We start from the raw sequence: 18,253 nt of genomic DNA, 5'->3' as shown, positions 1-18,253 counted from the left end.
GCCGACTGCAGTCGTCACATTCGCCGACGTAGAGTCTCGGCCGTGGGCGAGGGTCGCTTCGAGCGCTATGACCGGTACGAACGGGCTCTGGTCGACGTACTCAACCTGCTCAACCTCGCGGCGCCGCCAGCACCTTCCGGCGACGAGCGGAAAGACCCGCGGGCCCGGCGGCACTGGCAATGCAGCGTGGCCCTGATGATCATGCGGGAGGCGGTACCGCCTCAACCCGAGGAGATGTTCGAACCGCTGATGCTCGCGGCCGTCTACGAACCGGACCCAAGTCACACTCAACGACACATCAGACCAGCGCTCGCCGCCTTCGGCCGCCGACGCGTCCAGACCAGGCTCCTCAAATATCTCCGAACGGGAACCAACTACGAGATCATCGGTGCGGCCGACGCCTGGTACTGCACGTACCTGCGCGTCACGGGCAGCGAAACGGGGGACGATCCGTCCACCGACCTGAGGCATGCCTTCCAGGAAACCGGGCTGCGCATATGTCTGGCCAACGACCACCCGGGAGTCCGCAGCCGCATCATCACCCTGCTGAACCTTCGCCTCGAAGATAATCCACCAGAGCTGCGCCCACTGGTCTCCGAGGTGCTCCGCATCGTTCGCGCTCATCCCGACAACGCCATCGTCGACCGGCACCGAGGTGCTGGCTGACCGCGCCGGACTCGCTCGTTCGTCGGTGTAGGCGTGGTCGTGGAACGCCGCCACGACGCCGATCTCGGGTTCCTAAGATGGCCATCATGAAACGGTCAGCAACAACGCAACTGGCCGTACCTGCATCAACAGCGTGGCACCCGAGACGCCCGGCTCCGCGTCGGCCGTAGATCCTTCGGCCCGGCAGCGGGCGGAACCCCCGGTAATCCCGAGGCCGTTATGAGGCCTGGAGTTCCGCACCCTCAAACCGACGTCTGTGAGCTGCGGCGAACACTTCAGAGGTCTCACAACGCTCCAACAACGACTGACAGCACCTGTTACCGTCGAGTGGGTGATGCGGCGACGCACCCGATCGGCGACGCATCAACCTTCCTGTGGCCGACATGACGGCACCGCCGGCTCCGGACGTTTGACACGAGCCACTTGGTTCCTGATGTGTTCGCCTCGTGCGCCACCCGACACCACGGCTTGCCCGTCCGGGCCTGGCGGCATCACCTCTCCGTGCCGCATCTCCGCCGTTCAATGTCAAAACTGTCGGTAAGTTGATGGCTTTCCGGTATCTGTCGTGGGCTAATCGGTCACCTCAGCGAAGAAGGGCTACTGTGGAATCGCCTGGCCAGAGCACGCAGCCTTCAACGTCGAACTCCGCAAAACTCCTCGGCCGCCCTTGGTGGCAGGCCGTGGGCGCGATCATCGGTTTGATCGGCGTGATCGTCACTGTGATCATCTATGTCCTGCAGACCGCATCGAGCAAGCCGGACGGCGGTACCGACATCCGCTCCGGTAGCGGAAACGTCCAGGCCGGTAGCGGAAACGTGCAGGCCGAGTCCGGCAACTGCGTCATCCAGGGCGGGACGGGCAACAACTGCCAGGTGGCTCCGCCGCTACCTCCGCCGGCCGCCGATCCGCTGGCAGTGAACCCCGGCTGGCCCACGATCCGTAACTGCGACGGCTCCACGCTGACCGCCATGCTCAAAGGCGGCCTGACCCCAGACTTGGTACCTCCGTCATCCACCGAGGACTTCCGGACGACGATGGTCAACAAAGGCGGAGCCTCGTTCGGAACCGGCCATCTCTACCTCACCATGACGGTGGTCGACGACTCCACGGTTCAGATCGAGGAGATCAAACCGCTGTTCTTCCGGACCACGCCCATGCTGCCCGCGTGGGTGTACGACTCGCTGGGTGGCTGCGGCGGTGACAGCTACTCACGTGTGTTCGACCTGAACCTTGATCGGAAAACGTTCACCGACCAGGGCTTGCCGACCGACGAGCCCGGAGACCCGCTCCCGAACACGCGGCGTGAGCCGTTGGGGCCCTCGTTCCACGTCGAGCGCGACGACCCGGCTGAAGTCCGGATCGACGCGTCCGCGTGCGACGCCGCCTACTACGAATGGGGCCTGCGCATCAAGTACGTTGCGGAGGGCCGCACGTTCACGAAGGAGATCGGGTCACCCGCCGAGCCATTCCGGTCCATCGGCAGCGGTGGCAGCCGCGTGTCCGCGTACACGTTGGCCAGCGCCACCGAGCTGAAAAAATCCGAGCCGGTCGCCTCTGAGTGCGATTGACGGCGAACGGCGACAACCTCCTCAGCCCTGCGACCACCACGCCACCTGCGCTCGATGGTTGCCCGTTGTGATGCCCCCACGCAGAGGCGGGATGAGATATTGCGGTGCCCCGCCGGGCGAAGACGGTGGGTTCCACGTCGTACGACCGACTATCACGATCCCGCTTCCACCATGCTTTCTGGTACAGATGCGGGTCGGCCCTGGGCCCTGAATCTGCCGGACCGGGTGTTGCTGGTGGCCGTGTACTGGCGCACCAACCTGACCATGCGCCAACTCGGCCCGCTGTTCGGGGTGTCGCACTCCGCGGCGCACCGGGTCATCGACACGATCGGCCCTCTGCTGGCGTTGGCGCCGGTGCGTCGCCGACCGAAAGACCAGGTCGCGATCGTCGACGGCACCCTGATACCCACTGCCCGAACCCTGGCCACCACCGCAGCCGGCATCGCCCACCTCCACAACATCGCTGCGGGAGGCTGACCGGGGAACCGGTCACGGGAACGCCTGCATCGAGTTACGAGACATCGCTTAGGCTCAACGCAGCCAACGGCTGGTTTCTGGGCGCTCCGTCCTGCGCGTCCGCGTTGCTGTCGAGGGCAGCGGGGCTACCGGCGCTTCAGAACCGACACCGGCCAACTACCGTCGACCCGTGCTCGATCCCGCAACTGTCTTCGACGGCTCCGGTCCGCTGGAGGACCCGCTAACCGACGCGGTTCTGCGGGCGGTGGAAGCGCAGCTTGGCTACCAGCTGCCCACCGCGTACGTCGACCTGGCCCGTCGACACAACGGCGGCTCGTTCGCCCATGATGCCCACCCCGCACCCAGCCGAACCTCCTGGGCCGAAGACCACGTTGGCGTGTACACGTTGGCGTCGATTGGTCGAGCTGCGCGGTTCAGCCTTCGTGGCGAACTCGGCAGCGGGTTCTGGGTAGCGGAATGGGGCTACCCCGACATCGGCATCTACATTGCCGACTGTCCGTCGGCGGGTCACGACATGATCGCCCTCGACTACCGCTCGTCCGGCGAGCCCGCCGTCGTACACGTCGACCAGGAGTGGAACTACCAGATCACGGTCCTCGCCCCCGACTTCGAGACCTTCGTGACGGGCCTGGTCGACGAGTCCGAGTACGACGTCGAGGACTGAGCGCCGAGTCCCCGACGGGTCCAGCGGAGCCGGTCAGACGGTGAAGCGGAACATGAATGGCATCTCCGATGACCTGCGGCAGCTTGGTCGGCACGCATGTCACGGTTGCTCCTGGGCCCACGTCGTTGATGACTGGTTGCCGCTTCACGGCACCTTGTGCCCGATGTGCGCCCCCGGCTGCCGCCGGTGGACCCACGGCCTGTCTAGCATCCCGATGTGGACTTGAGCCCTGATGACAGCCACTTGAGCACCGAGGACTTGGAGTCCGTCCGGACCGCCAGTGCGGCGCTCCATCAGCAAGGGTGGCGCAAGGAGTTCACGATCGAGGAAATGATCGGCAAATGGGCGTGGCTCGTCGCCCAGGTTGAGCGGGGCTACTCCGACCTCGTTGATGAGTACACAAATGATCTCTACTGCAGAGACTGGTTAGCCAAGGTATGGCCCCAGGTCACTCACCCCGTCCGGTCATGCTGGCACGAGATGCTGCAACCGCTGGACGAGCGTTTCGGAGCCGCCACGATTGAGGATGGCGGCCGCGCAGTAGGCCGCTACCACCAGATCACTCCTGGAATGGGCTGGTGGTGGCATCGGCGGCCCAAGAAGCTCGTCGGCGATCTGGCCGAGGCTTTGCCGACCGTCGACGAGACACCTTGACCCCCGGACTGATGCCTCTACCCTCCAACTATGGCCGGGATTCGCCTCGCGTGGCTCGCTTTGCCTCTACTGGTCGTCCTCGTGATGGTCGTCGTCGTCTTGGTAACACGGCGTTGGCACAGAGCGCCGTCCACAGCGGACAAGAGAAAGATGGAACTGGCTACTGCGCGCATGGCGATCCGCCATAGTGCCCGCGAGAGCCGTCGGCGTCGCCGTGGCAGTCTTCGCGGTAAGGGCGGTGGTGGTGACGAGGGTCAGGCTCTCAATGCTGGCGTGACGAGTGGATCCGGCGGCATGCCCTAGCCCGAACCAGCGCGGCCTAAGACGCGTCGGATAGCCCACGGACCGCGACGACAACGGAGCCGACCATGAAGTTGCCGCCCGGAGCCACCGGCTTCAACCTGCCGCACGACGTCCAAGCGGACCTCGAAGCCTTCACCGCCGTCTGTCACCACGCCGCCCGCGCCATCGACGCCGCCGTCACCGGCGTCACTCCGGCCGACGTCACGCCCAACTTTCACACAGTCGATATCACCGACGCCCAGCACCACATCGCGGTGCTGCGACACACCACGCTGCCGATCATCGCCTTCGCCCGCCCCCACACCAACGACGATGTCACCACCACGTTCGTCAACCACACCGACCTCGCCGCCGCTCTCACCAACCTGACCGACGCCCAGCCCCTCACCGCCGAGCAGCTACAGACCCCCCTGTCACAGGTCGACCTGAGCGCTCTCAGCCCGCACGAACACGACCAGGTCAACTACTGGAAACCGACCACCGTCGGCGAACTGCTGTTCAACTTCTGGGACTGAACACCAGAAGCCTGAGCGCAACATCCAAGACCGTCCAGCCGGACGTGTCTGCGTGACAGATCGGTGTCGAATGCCACTCCCGCATCCCGTGCCCACGAGATGACCTGATCAGGATGTTGCCGGGGGATTCGAGCTTCTGCGCTGATCTTAAATTTGCGCTGGCTCACTCGACTGGCGGTCCAGCCTGTTGACGAGCGCCCGTCCGGGCTCTCACCCGACGCAGGTGTTCACGGGCGTCGTGCCGGTGGGCGAAGTGCGACAGCAGGTCGTCGTGGCGGAACTGATACGAGATGCCAGCTGGGCGCAGGAAGCCGAACGCGCACATTCGCTGCAGGCAGCGGGCCGGTGCCGGAGGCATCCGGAACGCCGAGGCGACGATCATCGCCAGGTAGCGCCGCCAGAGCGCGCAGGCGACCGTCTCGCCGACAATTACGCAATAACCAATACCCAGCACGGCGCCGGGCCACAAACCCCAGGTGTAGCTGAAGCCCCACACCACTGCCGGGCAGACGACCGCCGCGGAGAGTCGGGATACCGTGCGCTCGTGGCGCAGGACGCCGAGCGGGCCGACGATTTCCGGGCGTGCATCGGTAGCCAGGGTCTGTCCGAACCCGACGGTCAGCCCGATCGCGAGCCACGAGGTGGCGAATCCGATCAGCCCGACCAGCGGGCCAAGGAGCACCCAGGCGGCGGCGCCGATAAGCAGGGCCGTTGCTGCCTGCGGCAAGAAGAACCGCGGATTGCCCAGGCGGGACCAGTCGGGGGTGGCCGCGGGCACCCACGGCTTCGTGCTCGTCCGCGCCAGCATCGCCACCCAGGTCAGAGCGCCGACAAGCAGGACACCGCGGCCGAGCCACCCGCGTGGCCACAGGATCAGAGTCAGCCAGACGAAGCCGGGCGCGGACAACAGTACGCACATGGCGAAGTCCACGAAGCGTGGTGCCCGGCGGCCTGCGATCGGCCAAAGTCGGTGCAGCACGATGTCGCGGGACGGCAAGATCCGTCCTGCGAAGCTGGCCTGGGTCACGCGATTGTGTTCCAGGTAGCGTGCGTACCGCGACAGCCAGTACAGGTCGGCGACGTTGCGGAGGCGGCGCCACATTGGGCCTGTCAGGACGACTGATTCCACGTAGCGCGCCACCAGCGACCTGACATCAGCCGTCTCCGCGCCGGTGACCAGTTGCCCGGCTGAACCGCCGACCGCCCGCCGGTTGCGGGCTAGCTCCGCCACCATGCTGAGCTGCCACGGGCTTTTCAGCGCCTTCACCTGGCCGGCGTCCCGCAACGACTCGGCCAGGCTTTCCGCCACCGGGAAGCGATCGGTGCCGCCGATGGAGCGCGACAGGTAGGTCGTAGCGTCGGCGTAGCCGACCGGCCGAACCGTGTACGCGGTCAAGGTGTGATGGTCGCGCAGGTCCGCCCGGATCGCCCGCCAGGTGGTCTGGCGACAGGTGAGTAGGAACGGCGGTCGCTTGCCGCGCAGCCGCCACTCGACGAGCCGCTGGAGGAACCACTCGGCCGGCTCCACGGCCTCCTCCGTGCTGCAGAGTTCGTCGAGTCCGTCGAGGAGGGGAAGTACGTCGCCCGACTCGATCAGCTCCCGGGCGGATCGGCGGGACACGTTGAGTTCGACCGCGACGAAGGCGGCTAGCCAGGCCGTGATGTCGTTCTGACCGGTCCAGCGGCTCAACGGCACGACCAGTGGAAGCACCCGCGGATCCTCGTCGACCAACTCCAGCGCGATCCGCAGCGTGCTGTACGACTTCCCGCGGCCGGGGTGGGCGACGAGGACCACCCGTGTCTGCCGGTGCCGCAGCCCGTCGGCGAGGGCGTGCAGCGTCGTACCGGGTTCGCCGCCTGCCCCGTACGCCAGGTCGATGTCCTCTGCGGTCCGGCGCATCTGCGCGGCCCGGGCGGCGACGTCGCTGGCGACCTTCAGTTGCAGTCGCGCGAGCAGCCCGAGTGGCTCCTCTCGACGGGCCAGCCAGCGCAGGCACTGCACCATCACGACAAGCAGAGCCACCGCGCCAAGGATCGTGCCCAGGTAGCCGGACTGGCCGGAGAGCGTCGGTTCAGCCCGGTAGGCCGGGATGAACCGGATAACGGTGACCACGAGGACTACGCCGACGAGCACCGTGAGCACAGCGGCCGTCCAACGCAGTATCTGCTGTCGTCCGGACCGGGTCATCGCAGCGCTGGAGACGGAGGCATGTCGATTCCTTCTCAGGTCGTTCTCCGACGATAGCTGATGGCTGCACGGCGAATCTGCATCGCAGGGTGAAGCTGGAATACCCCGGCGAGCACAAGCGCCACGGCGTGAACGCCAAGTCCTCCCCGACGCCGCCGGACGGCTGGTCTTGGCCTGCCGAGCGTCCTACCAGGACCTAGGTCGAGCGACATCCGGCTGATGCACCAGGCAGCAGTCGGCGGCTTTCCTCGTGCCGCGTCGTTGCTGTCGACAGCCGCCCCGCCGGGTGGGGTGGGCGCCAAGGATCCTCGGACCAGTCCTGACCGCACTCGCAGACGGCCCCGCTTTACAGATCATCGGCTTACCAGTCACTATCATCCCGCACATTCCTACCCAAGGCCCCCGCCGACCATGATGCCCTTTACCAACGCCTTCGGCTCTGTCATGGACTGACGGCTTCTGGAGGTCGAGCATGCTCTTCAAAGCCGTCGTTACCGTGCTGTTTGTTGTTGGAGGGCTGGTTGCAATAGCCTGGGTTGCCAACTGGCCCTTCAACACCCCTCGGGAAAAGGACCTCACTGCCGAGCAACGGCGGATCGACGCCGCGCACAATCGGCGTCATCACCGTGCTGCGGCACGCGTGATGCTACCCTTTCTTGCCATCTTGTTCGGGATTACATCGGTGGGAATTTGGTCAGCCCCGAAAAGTGATCCGTTCGCGGCGGTAGTCATGGGAGCCTGTTCGCTTGTGTGTGCCGGCGTGTTCGTTGCCCTGATCAAGAGGGGGCGCAGGCGGCAGTCTTCGACACGGCGGCGTCAGTAGGCGTCCTCGGTTGCCCGCACCGATCGTCACCCAGTTGGTCCCCCACCAACGGACAGCACCGTGCCTAGCCGGCCAACCGTGGATCGGCCAGCAGCACGACACGGTCGGCTTCGACATCAAAGCCGAGCACCGGATGCTGGTAGTCACCCTCGGAAGCCATCAAGACCGGCTTGCCAAGCCTGCGACCGATCGCTGCAAAGAACCCGCACAGCATGTTCAGCCGCTGCTGACCTTGCAGCTCCCGCAGGTCGATGTCGAAGTCGATCTCGAGCGCGGAGTATGGCCAGAAGTTGATCTGGACACCAGGAGCCGGCCACACCCGCAGGATCGGCAGCTCATCGTCAACAGATCGCGCCAGCACATCGGTTGCTGAAGGAAGCGGTACGACCGCCTCACCCACTGAGTACTCCCACTTCCAGCCTTGCGTCTGGACCAGGTCGAACACCGCCTGCCAGTCCTCTACCGAAGCATCTTCGACACGCACGTCCGGCAACGCACCCATCAGGTTCGGGTCGAAGAAGTTCTTGACGTCGTCCCACACAAGGTCAGGCACCCCGTCATGCTGGCTGACCGGTGGTGATCCTGCAGCCCTTGTTGAGTCGGGCCCGCATCGGCGCACGCCCACAGACCGCGCGCTGTTGCCGTCCCGTCTGCCGCCGACCCGCCCTCCAGCGAGCGGGCCACCGCCCGGGGCTACGTCAAGCGGACCTTGACGCACGGACGGATGCTGGTGGGCTGGCGAGACAACCGGGAAGGTGGGACCCGAACTGGCGAACAAAGGCAGGGAGGGCGTGGCATCGGACCTGTGTCGTCGCGCGGGCGGAGGCAGTTGACGGTTGCACGGCCGCCAGCGAATGCTCCATCGATGTGTCGCTCAGGTCAGCGAGCCGGGGCGCTGGTTCTCATTGGCAACATGATCGCCGCCATGCGGTGGCTTTAGGAGAGCTGATTTGATGAAGTTTCTTCTTACGTCGTCGGGCATCTGCAACCCGAGCATCTCCGACGCGCTCGTCGACCTGCTGGGCAAGCCGATCGCCGAGTCCACCGCCCTGTTCGTGCCCACCGGTGTCTACCCCTTCTCCGGCGGAGGCGAGAGGGCGTGGAAGGCGGTCCACGGCCAGGCTTCGATCCCGCTGTCCCAGCTCGGTTGGAAGTCCCTGGGGTTGTTGGAGCTCACCGCGCTGCCGACCATTCGAGAAGAGAACTGGGTCCCCGCGGTCCGGGAGGCCGATGCCCTCCTGGTCTGGGGCGGCGATGTGCTGTACCTGACCTACTGGCTGCGCCAGTCGGGCCTGGCCGACCTCCTGCCGTCGCTGAGTGACACGGTTTATGTGGGGGTCAGCGCCGGGAGCATCGCGGTCACCCCGTACAACTGCGACGCCGAATTCGACCTTCAGTTCGTCCCGGACGGCAGCGACATGGCGCAGGGCGCCGACCGGGCGCTGGGGCTGGTGGATTTCACGCTGTACCCCCACCTCAATCATCCGGACATGGAGGACACCGAGCTGTCCAACATCCAGAAGTGGGCGTCCGGAATCCCGGTCCCGACTTACGCCATCGACGACAACACCGCCATCAAGGTGGTCGATGGCACCGTTGAGGTCATCTCCGAAGGAGACTGGAGACTGATCAACCCCTGACCGGGACGTCAACCGAGCCAGCCCTCGACAGGGCGGGTCCACAACTCACGGGTGTCCGTCGTGATCGTCACCCAGTTCGTCACTCACTGGCTACGGGCCGCCCCGGTTCTGCTTCACCGCCGTTCCTCACGGCGAGGTTGCATCCTGACGCCGGTCCTTATGCTGACCCACCGCCCCGGTGGATCAGAGGCCGGTTCGCCCGTCGATGCACTCACGCAGGAGGTCGGCGTGGCCAGCGTGCCGCGCATACTCCTCGATTACGTGGACAAGCACGTCGCGGATGGCGTGGCTGCCACCGTCGACCGGCACCTCGCGGCCCAGGTCGGCCTCCTCGAGGGCGTCGAGCCATTCGTCGGCCTTGGCGATCTCGGCCTTCCAGGTTGCAAAGGCGTCCTTCACCACCGCTGGGTCGGGGACCGCGCCCCCGAAGTCCCAATCCGGGTCGTCCTCGTGCTTGTAAAGGCCCAGTGCGTCGGTCCGCCCTTGCAGCACACACTGGAACCAGTGGTTCTCCATCTGAGCCAAATGGCGGACCAGGCCGAGCAAGGTCAGGGTGCTGGGCGGTACCGAGCGTCGGCCGAGCTGCTCGGCGTCCAGTCCGTCGCACTTCATCTCTATGGTCAGACGATAGTTGCCGAGGTACTCCCGGTAGGTCGCCTTTTCGCCGACAGGCTGACCGAAGGTCCTGGGGTCGCCGCCGGGGGCGGTCCACAGTTTGCTCACGGCGCCACCCAATCGCGGGCCGACCGCACCAGTCAAGCGAGTTGCGGTGCCCCAACTCGGAGGGCCATCAGGCGGAAATCGGTCACCGCCCGCTCATCGGCCACAAGAGAATGTTGCCGCATCTGCGTCTTCAGGCGGAGGTTCAAAGTCGGTAGCCGGCGGACCGGGATCGTTGCTGTCGGAGTCGGCGACGGCAGGCGTCCGGCACTGTTGCCACCGCCACAGGCAACCCCGCACGATCGATCCGTGACTCCCGAAGAAGCCCACCTCCGCTGCGAAACAGTTTCGTGGATCAGCCACGACTTTCCGGGCTGGGTGCGGGTACGCCTCGTCGACGTCAACAACACGTCGTGGTACTTCGTCGACAAGGTCCCGGTCTTCACGGCTGACAGCTCGCGCTTGAGGCTCGCCTGCCTGCGCCTGTCCACATGCTGTGCAGCATTGTCGGCCGAGATGGCGGTGCGCTCGTCGTCTCAACCGCAACGCACGGGGTCGAAGCCGAGGACGGACAGTGCCTGTTCCGGGTGCATGCGGGCCAGTTGGACCGACACACGGTTTAGGAAGGGTATAGCGCTGGCTCAGGCTGCCGTCGTTCCTCCAGGGCATACGTCCGCCAGCTTCACAGCGAAACGCTTGATCATGCCGCGCATGTTCCGGATCTCGCCTGCGGCCCACCGGCAACTTCCTTCCGGCGGGCTGTAGGAGCCTGTCGCGGTGTCTCGTGCGCTTGCTGACGGTCGTCGGGGTCCTCCTGATGTTGGCCTCGTGTCTGCTTCCCTGCCTTACGTTCTGGAACGGAATCACCTCGCCTGATCAGGACCCGACGCCCGAGGTTATCCAGCAGGAGACCGCGGAAGCCCTCGCGTTCGAGCAGAGGTTTCAGATCGCACCATGGGTCGCCGGCGCTCTGGCAATTCTTGGCCTGGCTGCCCTCATCTACGCACGGAAACACCACCGGAGGGCTGGCAGAGCCTGACTCCTTTGTCCCGAAGGGAATTCCGGGTCGGCTGGAGCAAGTTCATGTGGCTACCGAGCTGTTGGGAGGCTCCGCTAGCGTCCACGGTCGTCCGGCGATGTGCGCGCCGGTCGTCACTCACTTGGTCACCCAACTGCCGGGGTGACCAACTAAGATCCGGTAACCACACCGGAGGGTCAGATGGAGATGTGGCGTGTCGTGGTGGCAATCGTCATGGGCCCGGCTGTGAGCCTGGTGGGTGTCGCCCTGGCCACCAACTTTCGCGGCGTCACGGAGTGGCACATGCGGCGGTCGATGTCCGCCGCGAGCGTGCTACGGCGAGTTCCGCCGTGGCGCTGGCTACCAAACGCCCCGCACGAGGAGCGTCTGGCGCGCTTCATCCTGCTGGACCGGCTGATTGGCGTAGCTATCGCAATGGCCGGCGTCATGATCTTGGTTAACGTCGGTTACAGCGTCTTGACCGGTCAGCCGATGCAGACGGTGAAGTAGGCGACACCGCCGTACGAACTGCCCGTACCGATGCTCCTGTGGATGCCAACCCCGACCCCTTGGCCCCAGGCAACCAACACAGCACTTTGACCAGTCTGGGCGTTCGGCCTGAGCCACCCGCGATGGTCCCTGGCACTACATGCGCGTCCACTGGCGTCCGTCGCGGCGGGCCGGAGGCTTCGTCCCGGACGGGGCCAGCCGCGACCGGACTCGCATCCGCTTCGTCGTCCTGGGTCAGATCCACCCAGCGTTCGAGCGAACTGAGAGCCCGGCGCGCCCACCAGCGGCAACGGTGTTTGATGCGTGCTCACATGCAGCCTGACGGAGTCTTGTGCCCCCGGTGTGCCCCACCGCCTCCTCGTCGGGACACAGGTTGGCTCACCTATGTTCGAGTGGTGGAATACGGAACCTTCGCTCCTGTAGGCCTGGCCGCCTGCGCAGGATGCAGTTGCCTCTTTCTTCTCGCCGTCGTAGGGCTGCTCGCAGCCTGGTGGAAGCCAAAGGACTGAAGCGGGACACGCCGCCCCTGCCGGATATTGCGAAGCGACCGACCTGCTCATGCCAGCGCTCCTGGCAGACCCGGTGCGAGAAGGCCGGTGTCCGGCCGATCACCGTCCACGACGCGCGGCGAACTTGTGCCACCCCTCTTGGCGGACCTCGACGTCCATAGGAGAGCCGCCATGCAGGTCCTCCGGCACGCCCGCTTCTCCGTGACGATGGAGATCTACACGCAGGTCTCATCAAAGGCGACGTCCGAACCCCTCAAGCGCCTCGGCGGCTCGCTCGGCATCTGACCACCCGGGCAGAGACAGGTACTGGTTCAGTTCTCGCGGTTCGGGTCGCCGAGAGCCTCCCACTCCTCAGGTGTACTGGGAAATGGCTGCCAGTACGGCAGATAGAACGGCCGCCACGTCGGAGTGACCATCGAAAACGGCTCCAGCTCCGGGTCCGCGAGCATGCGGTAGACGAACTCCGTCGCGGACATGTCGAACCGGTGCCACGGGTGCGGTGGGTCGTGCCGAGCGATCACGGGCCACTGATCAGACTCCACCGAGCGGTCCGCCAGCCAGAAGTACTGACCCCCGGACGAGTCGTGACCCCATTCGATCAGCCCGGATCCCTTCTCGGGCCCGTACAGGCCGTTCGGGGCGTACAGGCGCGCGGCGGGATCGTCATCCTCGCTCATCCAACGCCGGCTGGAGTTCCACCACGCGAGTAGCGAAGTCGAATCGTGATCGTCGTTCGGTCGCAATAGGTCAACGACACCCATGAACAGGCCTGGCACGAACCGCCGGCACAAATCCTTGAAGTCGCTAGGCAGCGTGACGCCGAGCTCGGCCTCCACCTGTTCCCAGCCGGCGCCGCCCTCAGGCTCATGGCGCCACCCGGTCACGTCGATGATCCGGTCGATCCACGTCAGCTGATCATTCACGGCCGGCAAGGTAACAGCACAGGCGGACATCTCCTCGCCTAGTCGTCGCCCGCCGCTGGCCATTCCTGTACATCACTGGTGTACGACAGCAGAAAGGCCACCTCCGTAACTCGGGAAGCGGCCTCTGACTTGCGGAACTGAGAGTGGGCGATGCTGGTATCGAACCAGCGACCTCTTCGGTGTGAACTCTCGGCGATGAGCTGCGCGAGTAACAGCGCTGAATTGCCCGAACGGTTCATCAGCGTCCATGGGTGTCCGGCCTCGGTCGCGTCCGTCGTCACCCAGTTGTCACCCAACCGGACCGTCAGACGTTGAAGCGGAACTTAGACCGGCTGACTCACGCAGCAGGACGGGCAGGTCGCCAAGGGTAGCGAACGCACGTCCGCCCCAGCTCGGGTCGGTGTCGTTGTGCTCAGTGGTACGAAACACGGTCATACCGACGCCTGCCGCGCCGGCCAGCTCGCCGTCTGCGCCGTCACCGACGAAGACGCACTCTGCCGGCGCGACGCCCAACCGTTCAGCGGCAATGCGGTAGATCGCCGGGTTGGGCTTGGCCAGCCCGACTTCGCAGGAGAAGACTGCGACGTCGAAGCGGCGGGCAAGCGGGCTCTGCGGCCATGCCTCGGCGGTCTCCGACGTGGCGTTGCTGATGAGGGCCAGCGGATGCCCGTCGTCGCGCAGGGCGTCAAGCACGTCCAGAGTGGCGGCCGAGACAGCGCCCAGCACCCGGCGTGCGAGGGCTCGCCGATGTCCACCGGCCCGTATCACCTGTTCGTCGGTTGGCGTGCCGCCAAGGCGTCCGGCGAGAATGCGGACGGTCTCCTCCACGTCCCACCGGACCAGCCGGTCACGCCAGGTGGCGTGGTACGCAGCGACCAGCGCGGCCGGAGCCACCCCGACCACGAGCGCCATCTCTCCAACGACCCGGTCACGCTCGTCATCGGCACCGTGAACCAGGGTATGGAAGAGGTCGAAGATCACTGGCCGAGACACGTGCGCATCCTACTGAGATCTGTCACCGCTTCACCTTGCTTGCCATCCCGTCTGCCGCTGACCGACTGTGAGGCAACGCGGGGTGGCGACAGACGTCAGGCGGGCAGTGGGAAGCGAAAGCTACGTTCGCCTTCACGCCACGTAGTCAGCGACCTCACCCCACTGTCACCCTTCAAATGAAGCCACGACGTAACGCATCAAGCGGAGTCGGACAGCCAGCGGGCGGCTGTCCTGCCCTGCCGAAATGCCTCGCAGGTGAGTGAGTGGAAAGCTGGTGGTTCGGCAACGGACGACCACGCTACGGTTCGCGGATGAGCATCCTGCCCGGCGCGACGAAGAAGTCGTTCGCGGGTCGCGATCTTCGGCATCGCACACTTGATCGGTACTCATTCAAGTTGTGTGACTTCCGTGGGGTCGACCTCCGGGGCGCCTCCCTCCGCGGTGTCAGCTTCGCTGGCTGCGATCTGCGGGATGCCGACCTGCGTGACACGGATCTGTCCTACGCGCGGTTCAGCTACGTCGTGACGCACGATCCGGAGTACGGACGCACGGACGTTACCGGGGCCCGGTGGCACGGGGCCGACCTTCGAGGCGTCACCGCCAAGCGTGTCATTGGTTGGCCGCACGGCCTCTCAGACCCCGGGGTTACGTCCGGTTGACGTGTCGGCACCCGGCGCTACTTTGGCGCTCGTCGACCACGCAAGCCCGGCCTTCCTGCCGGATCGCTGGACTCGACTTCGGAGATGCTGAGCGGCCCAGCACGGCTGCACTGCCGTCCATGATGGCCCGGATGCGCACACCCACAAGGGTGGGGGCAGCCTGTCGAGGGAGGCCAGCAGCCGCAGAACACCGGCGAGGTGTTGCAGGTCGTGCCAGAGCACCGGCACCTGGTCCGATGGGCGGCGCAGCAGTGCCTGTAGTTCTGCCACGTCGTCACTGCTCTGCCCGACGTCGATCCCTGATTCCGGAACGTCGCTCAACTCGAACGCCGTCCCCAGGTCGACGTTCCAGTAGTCACGCCGCATTCGCTCGGCAATCTTGGTGTGGCGGGCCGCGGCTACACTGACGCCTCCAAAGCCCCTTCTCGGCAACCGAAACGGAGGCGCGATGGGTAATCCGCTGTTGGACGCCGAGGATGCGCGGGAACGCCTGGAGGCATGGCAGGCCAATGCCTTGCGCCGGGCCGCCGACACGCAGGCCGCCGCTGCCGGCTTGCGCGCGCTGCGGGTCACGGCCACCGACGCCCACGGGATCGTCGAGGTCACCGTCGACTCCACGGGGGCGATGGCCGACGTCCGGCTCTCCGCGCGGGTGCAGCGCATGGGCCTGGAGCAGACGCAGCAGGCGATCATGGGCGCCTATCGCAACGCGCGGGTGAAGCTCGCCGAGGCCGCCGCCGAGGTCGTGCGGGAGACGGTCGGCGCCGACTCGGCGACCGGCCGGGCCCTGCTGGCCGGATTCCGGACCGCCGACACCGAGGACGAAGAGGGGCGTTACTGATGCACGGGGGATTCGAGGTCGACGTCGAGGCCCTGCGCGCGCACGCCACGGCCATGTTGGCCATTCACGACCGCTTCGCCGCCGTCAAGGCCGCGAGCGGCACCATCTTCCAGGCCGACGAGGCGTACGGGCAGCTCTGCCAGTTCTTACCGCCCATCCTGGAGGGACGCCACCGGGACCAGGACAAGGGCGTGGGGATGCTCGCCGAGAACATCGCGCTGCTCGCCGCAGGAATCAAGAAAACCGCCGACGCCTACGAGCGGACCGAGGAGTCGACCACCGACGGCTTCAACTCCTTCCACTCCGCGACCTGAGCCGGCCCGGCGTCCTCTCATGAGCAACCCACTGGTCGCCACGACCTCCGACATCCCTTCGACCAGCGCCGCGCACCGCGACGGCTGGACCGGCCTGCCGCTTGCCGACGACTACATGGGCATCAAGGACGCCATCGACTCCGGCAGCTGGATCGACGGCTCAATCGCGGGCTTGGGCGCCGCTCTCGACGGGGCGGCCATCGCCATCGACCCGTTCAGCACGCTCCTGTCGATGGGCATCGAGTGGGCCATCGAGCAGGTCGAGCCACTGAAGCAGGCCCTCGACTGGCTCGCCGGTGATCCCGAGACCATCGAGACGCACGCCATGACCTGGGACAACATGGCCAGTGAGCTGTTCTCCATCGCCGAGGACCTCAAGGCGCGGCTGGTCGGCGACCTCGACGGATGGCAGGGCGCCGCCGCCGACGCCTACCGCGACATCCTCACCATCAACATCGACGTCGCCGGGATCTTCGCGGGCACGGCCGCCGGCATGGGTGCCGCGACCCGTGGCGCGGGAACCGTGGTGCAGATAGTGCGGGAGGTCGTGCGCGCCTTCATCGCCGACTGCATCGCCAAGGTCGTGGTGTGGCTGGCCGAGGTGGTCTTCTCTCTCGGCTTCGCCACACCGCTTGTCGCCTCCCAGCTCGCGGTCGCCGTCGTCCGCTGGACCGGCCGCATCTTCGGCTGGCTGATGGGCCTGATCGCCAGCCTCTCCGCCCTCCGCGCACTCCTCGACGTCTAGGCGGCCCTCGATGCGACAACTCATGGCGGCTCTGCGGACCACCGCCGTCCTGGTGGTCCTGTTCGCTGTGGCGGGCCTCCACAAGCACCCCTCAGGCCCCACCCCACCGCACGGCGGTGACGGCGATGGCCCCAAGCGTCCCAAGTTCAGCCCCGGCATGATGCCCAAGCGCGTGGGACCAGCCCAGCAGCACGGCATCAAGCGCGCCGAGGAGGGCCGCCCGAAGGGCGCCGACACATCCGAGCCCGAGGCGCCCAAGAGGACCAACCCCTGGGACGACCCCGACTTCGCCGACGCCAGGTACGACATGCGCCGCTTCGGTGAGATGGGCGACGGGGCGATGGACAAGATCTGGGACGGCGACGGCATGGGCAGTGGCAACCACAAGCCCTCGTCCACCGAGCCCGGCAAGACTCTCTTCCCGCCCGGCACCACCAAGGAGCAGGTCGAGGGCTGGTTCAAGAGCATCGCCGCCAACCCCGACAGCCGCCCTCAGGCGCGTCCCCACGGCGACGGCTGGATCGTCAGCGGCACCCGCGACGGCGTCACCTGCGTCGTTACCCTGGACAAGGACGGCAGCATCTCCGGCGGCTTCCCCGTCAGCGGCGAGGGCGTCACCACCAACCCGCCGGCCTAGCCACCGAACCCACGGGAGACCCATGGAAGTCATCGATTTCTACCGGCTCAGCCGCCGGATCACCGACCAGCTCGCACCCAAGATCAGCCCGAATTACCGGCCGATCGTCCTGACCGCCGGAGGCGCCGGGGCCTGGGACCTGGCGATCCCGACGCTCGTCGGCGCCCTGTCAGAGGAGGACGTTGTGATCACCACGGCGGAGAAGGATGCGCTGCGGGAACTCATGGAGTTCCGCCGGGAACCTCTGACGTACCTGGAGCAGATCCGGACCTCGGACTGACGGCCGAAGCGTAGATCGGGCCCCTCGAGCCCTGCACCGTGTCGACCAGCGGGCGTCCCAGACCTGGCCCGATCTCGGCGAGCATGTCGATGGCGACATTCACCGAACGGTAGATCTCGGGATTCGACTGCGGAAGGTGTCAAGATTTTTGAGGCGGGTTGATCAGGGATTCTTTGAGTGAATCTGCTGGTCGTCCTGCTCCTGAGCGGGTGGGTTGATCCATGCCGCTGCGGGCAGGACTGCTGGTTCGGGGTGTTTACGGACGAATCGTTCGGGGTGGCGCTGGTAGGCGACGGTCAGGACCTCGGCGCGGACCGCGTGGACGGTGCCGGCGTGTCCTTGGTGGACGTTGTACGGAGTGTGCCGGGCGATACCGGAGTGCCGATGCTGGGTGTTGTACCAGGTGAAGAAGTCGCGGCAGAAGGTTCGGGCCTGTTCGATGTTGTCGAAGCGGTCGGGGAAGCCGGGCCGGTACTTCAGTGTCTTGAAGTGCGCTTCTGTACGACAGCAGAAAGGCCACCTCCCGAACTCGGGAAGCGGCCTCTGACCTGTGGAACTGAGAGTGGGCGATGCTGGTATCGAACCAGCGACCTCTTCGGTGTGAACGAAGCGCTCTCCCACTGAGCTAATCGCCCTCAGCGCCACTGACTCTACCCGATCGTGGAA

20 protein-coding genes, 1 tRNA gene and 3 pseudogenes are annotated in these 18,253 nt (G+C 66.1%); 15 read left to right on the top strand and 9 right to left on the bottom strand.

Translation table 11 applies throughout. From position 1 onward, the window contains the following. Positions 1-42 precede the first annotated feature (42 nt). The 6 genes and pseudogenes from GA0070561_RS15095 (at position 43) to GA0070561_RS15065 (ending at position 4,847) form a co-directional block, all read left to right on the top strand. Entirely contained in the window at positions 43-666 is a 624-nt protein-coding gene (locus GA0070561_RS15095) for a hypothetical protein (RefSeq protein WP_208603770.1), read from the top strand. Between the two features lie 680 nt (positions 667-1,346). Beyond that, entirely contained in the window at positions 1,347-2,234 is an 888-nt protein-coding gene (locus GA0070561_RS15090; RefSeq protein WP_091400909.1) for a hypothetical protein, read from the top strand. Positions 2,235-2,426: 192 nt separating this feature from the next. After that, positions 2,427-2,645, top strand: a pseudogene (locus GA0070561_RS15085) (helix-turn-helix domain-containing protein); the annotation flags it as partial. Between the two features lie 235 nt (positions 2,646-2,880). Then, positions 2,881-3,375: an SMI1/KNR4 family protein gene (locus tag GA0070561_RS15080; protein ID WP_091400906.1), complete on the top strand. Its 495-nt coding sequence runs from the start codon at positions 2,881-2,883 to the stop codon at positions 3,373-3,375. Between the two features lie 216 nt (positions 3,376-3,591). After that, positions 3,592-4,029 carry a hypothetical protein gene (locus GA0070561_RS15075; protein WP_208603769.1) on the top strand — a complete coding sequence of 146 codons (438 nt, stop codon included), beginning with the start codon at positions 3,592-3,594 and terminating at the stop codon, positions 4,027-4,029. 368 nt (positions 4,030-4,397) lie between these two features. After that, positions 4,398-4,847 carry a hypothetical protein gene (locus GA0070561_RS15065; protein WP_091400902.1) on the top strand — a complete coding sequence of 150 codons (450 nt, stop codon included), beginning with the start codon at positions 4,398-4,400 and terminating at the stop codon, positions 4,845-4,847. Between the two features lie 163 nt (positions 4,848-5,010). On the opposite strand, the gene GA0070561_RS15060 is transcribed toward GA0070561_RS15065, so the two are convergent. Beyond that, positions 5,011-7,035, bottom strand: coding sequence for an NACHT domain-containing protein (locus GA0070561_RS15060; RefSeq protein ID WP_091400900.1), 2,025 nt, complete (start codon positions 7,033-7,035; stop codon positions 5,011-5,013). 887 nt (positions 7,036-7,922) lie between these two features. After that, positions 7,923-8,411 (bottom strand): hypothetical protein, encoded by a 489-nt coding sequence (locus GA0070561_RS15055; protein ID WP_091400898.1) that lies wholly within the window; start codon positions 8,409-8,411, stop codon positions 7,923-7,925. Positions 8,412-8,811: 400 nt separating this feature from the next. On the opposite strand from GA0070561_RS15055, the gene GA0070561_RS15050 reads away from it, so the two are divergent. Next, complete coding sequence (locus GA0070561_RS15050) at positions 8,812-9,498, top strand: Type 1 glutamine amidotransferase-like domain-containing protein (RefSeq protein WP_091400896.1); 687 nt, start codon at positions 8,812-8,814, stop codon at positions 9,496-9,498. A gap of 183 nt (positions 9,499-9,681) precedes the next feature. Here the strand turns inward: GA0070561_RS15050 and GA0070561_RS15045 are convergent, their stop codons facing one another. Beyond that, entirely contained in the window at positions 9,682-10,221 is a 540-nt protein-coding gene (locus GA0070561_RS15045) for a DinB family protein (protein ID WP_091400894.1), read from the bottom strand. 1,156 nt (positions 10,222-11,377) lie between these two features. Here GA0070561_RS15045 and GA0070561_RS15035 point away from each other — a divergent pair. Beyond that, positions 11,378-11,686 carry a hypothetical protein gene (locus tag GA0070561_RS15035; RefSeq protein ID WP_091400890.1) on the top strand — a complete coding sequence of 103 codons (309 nt, stop codon included), beginning with the start codon at positions 11,378-11,380 and terminating at the stop codon, positions 11,684-11,686. Positions 11,687-12,248: 562 nt separating this feature from the next. Then, positions 12,249-12,480, top strand: a pseudogene (locus GA0070561_RS15030) (tyrosine-type recombinase/integrase); the annotation flags it as partial. 26 nt (positions 12,481-12,506) lie between these two features. Here the strand turns inward: GA0070561_RS15030 and GA0070561_RS15025 are convergent. From GA0070561_RS15025 to GA0070561_RS15020, 3 genes are read right to left on the bottom strand one after another with little or no spacing between them, the layout of a single operon-like run. Next, complete coding sequence (locus GA0070561_RS15025; protein ID WP_141710377.1) at positions 12,507-13,118, bottom strand: hypothetical protein; 612 nt, start codon at positions 13,116-13,118, stop codon at positions 12,507-12,509. A 38-nt stretch (positions 13,119-13,156) separates the two neighbouring features. Beyond that, entirely contained in the window at positions 13,157-13,399 is a 243-nt protein-coding gene (locus tag GA0070561_RS33080) for a hypothetical protein (protein WP_141710376.1), read from the bottom strand. Positions 13,400-13,406: 7 nt separating this feature from the next. Beyond that, complete coding sequence (locus tag GA0070561_RS15020; protein ID WP_244166237.1) at positions 13,407-14,099, bottom strand: HAD family hydrolase; 693 nt, start codon at positions 14,097-14,099, stop codon at positions 13,407-13,409. 323 nt (positions 14,100-14,422) lie between these two features. Here GA0070561_RS15020 and GA0070561_RS15015 point away from each other — a divergent pair, with 323 nt between their 5' ends. The 6 genes from GA0070561_RS15015 to GA0070561_RS33075 all read left to right on the top strand — a co-directional run bounded on the left by GA0070561_RS15015 (position 14,423) and on the right by GA0070561_RS33075 (position 17,587). Beyond that, the gene (locus tag GA0070561_RS15015) at positions 14,423-14,770 is read left to right on the top strand and encodes a pentapeptide repeat-containing protein (protein WP_091400883.1); all 348 of its coding nucleotides are present in this window, start codon (positions 14,423-14,425) and stop codon (positions 14,768-14,770) included. A gap of 448 nt (positions 14,771-15,218) precedes the next feature. Beyond that, positions 15,219-15,611 carry a YbaB/EbfC family nucleoid-associated protein gene (locus GA0070561_RS15005; RefSeq protein WP_091400881.1) on the top strand — a complete coding sequence of 131 codons (393 nt, stop codon included), beginning with the start codon at positions 15,219-15,221 and terminating at the stop codon, positions 15,609-15,611. Then, positions 15,611-15,925, top strand: a complete 315-nt coding sequence (locus tag GA0070561_RS15000; protein ID WP_091400878.1) for a type VII secretion target — start codon at positions 15,611-15,613, stop codon at positions 15,923-15,925. The genes GA0070561_RS15005 and GA0070561_RS15000 overlap by 1 nt, the downstream gene beginning before the upstream one ends. Before the next feature lie 19 nt (positions 15,926-15,944). Next, on the top strand, positions 15,945-16,670 hold the full coding sequence (locus GA0070561_RS14995) for a WXG100 family type VII secretion target (RefSeq protein ID WP_030488528.1): 726 nt from the start codon (positions 15,945-15,947) through the stop codon (positions 16,668-16,670). Positions 16,671-16,680: 10 nt separating this feature from the next. Next, the gene (locus GA0070561_RS14990; protein ID WP_091400875.1) at positions 16,681-17,307 is read left to right on the top strand and encodes an EndoU domain-containing protein; all 627 of its coding nucleotides are present in this window, start codon (positions 16,681-16,683) and stop codon (positions 17,305-17,307) included. A gap of 22 nt (positions 17,308-17,329) precedes the next feature. Beyond that, a complete protein-coding gene (locus tag GA0070561_RS33075) occupies positions 17,330-17,587 on the top strand; it encodes a hypothetical protein (protein WP_112625574.1) in 258 nt (85 codons plus the stop codon). Between the two features lie 25 nt (positions 17,588-17,612). Here GA0070561_RS33075 and GA0070561_RS34730 read toward each other — a convergent pair. The 3 genes and pseudogenes from GA0070561_RS34730 to GA0070561_RS14975 all read right to left on the bottom strand — a co-directional run. Then, positions 17,613-17,690, bottom strand: a pseudogene (locus tag GA0070561_RS34730) (type II toxin-antitoxin system RelE/ParE family toxin); the annotation flags it as partial. Positions 17,691-17,749: 59 nt separating this feature from the next. Next, on the bottom strand, positions 17,750-18,166 hold the full coding sequence (locus GA0070561_RS34725; RefSeq protein ID WP_091402127.1) for an integrase core domain-containing protein: 417 nt from the start codon (positions 18,164-18,166) through the stop codon (positions 17,750-17,752). After that, positions 18,151-18,222: transfer RNA gene (locus tag GA0070561_RS14975), tRNA-Val, on the bottom strand. The genes GA0070561_RS34725 and GA0070561_RS14975 overlap by 16 nt, the downstream gene beginning before the upstream one ends. Positions 18,223-18,253: the final 31 nt, after the last annotated feature.

The sequence above is a fragment of the Micromonospora saelicesensis genome, from assembly GCF_900091575.1.
Lineage (GTDB): Bacteria > Actinomycetota > Actinomycetes > Mycobacteriales > Micromonosporaceae > Micromonospora > Micromonospora saelicesensis.
Note: the sequence above shows the minus strand (reverse complement) of the source record. Positions and strands in the feature narration are given on the sequence as shown.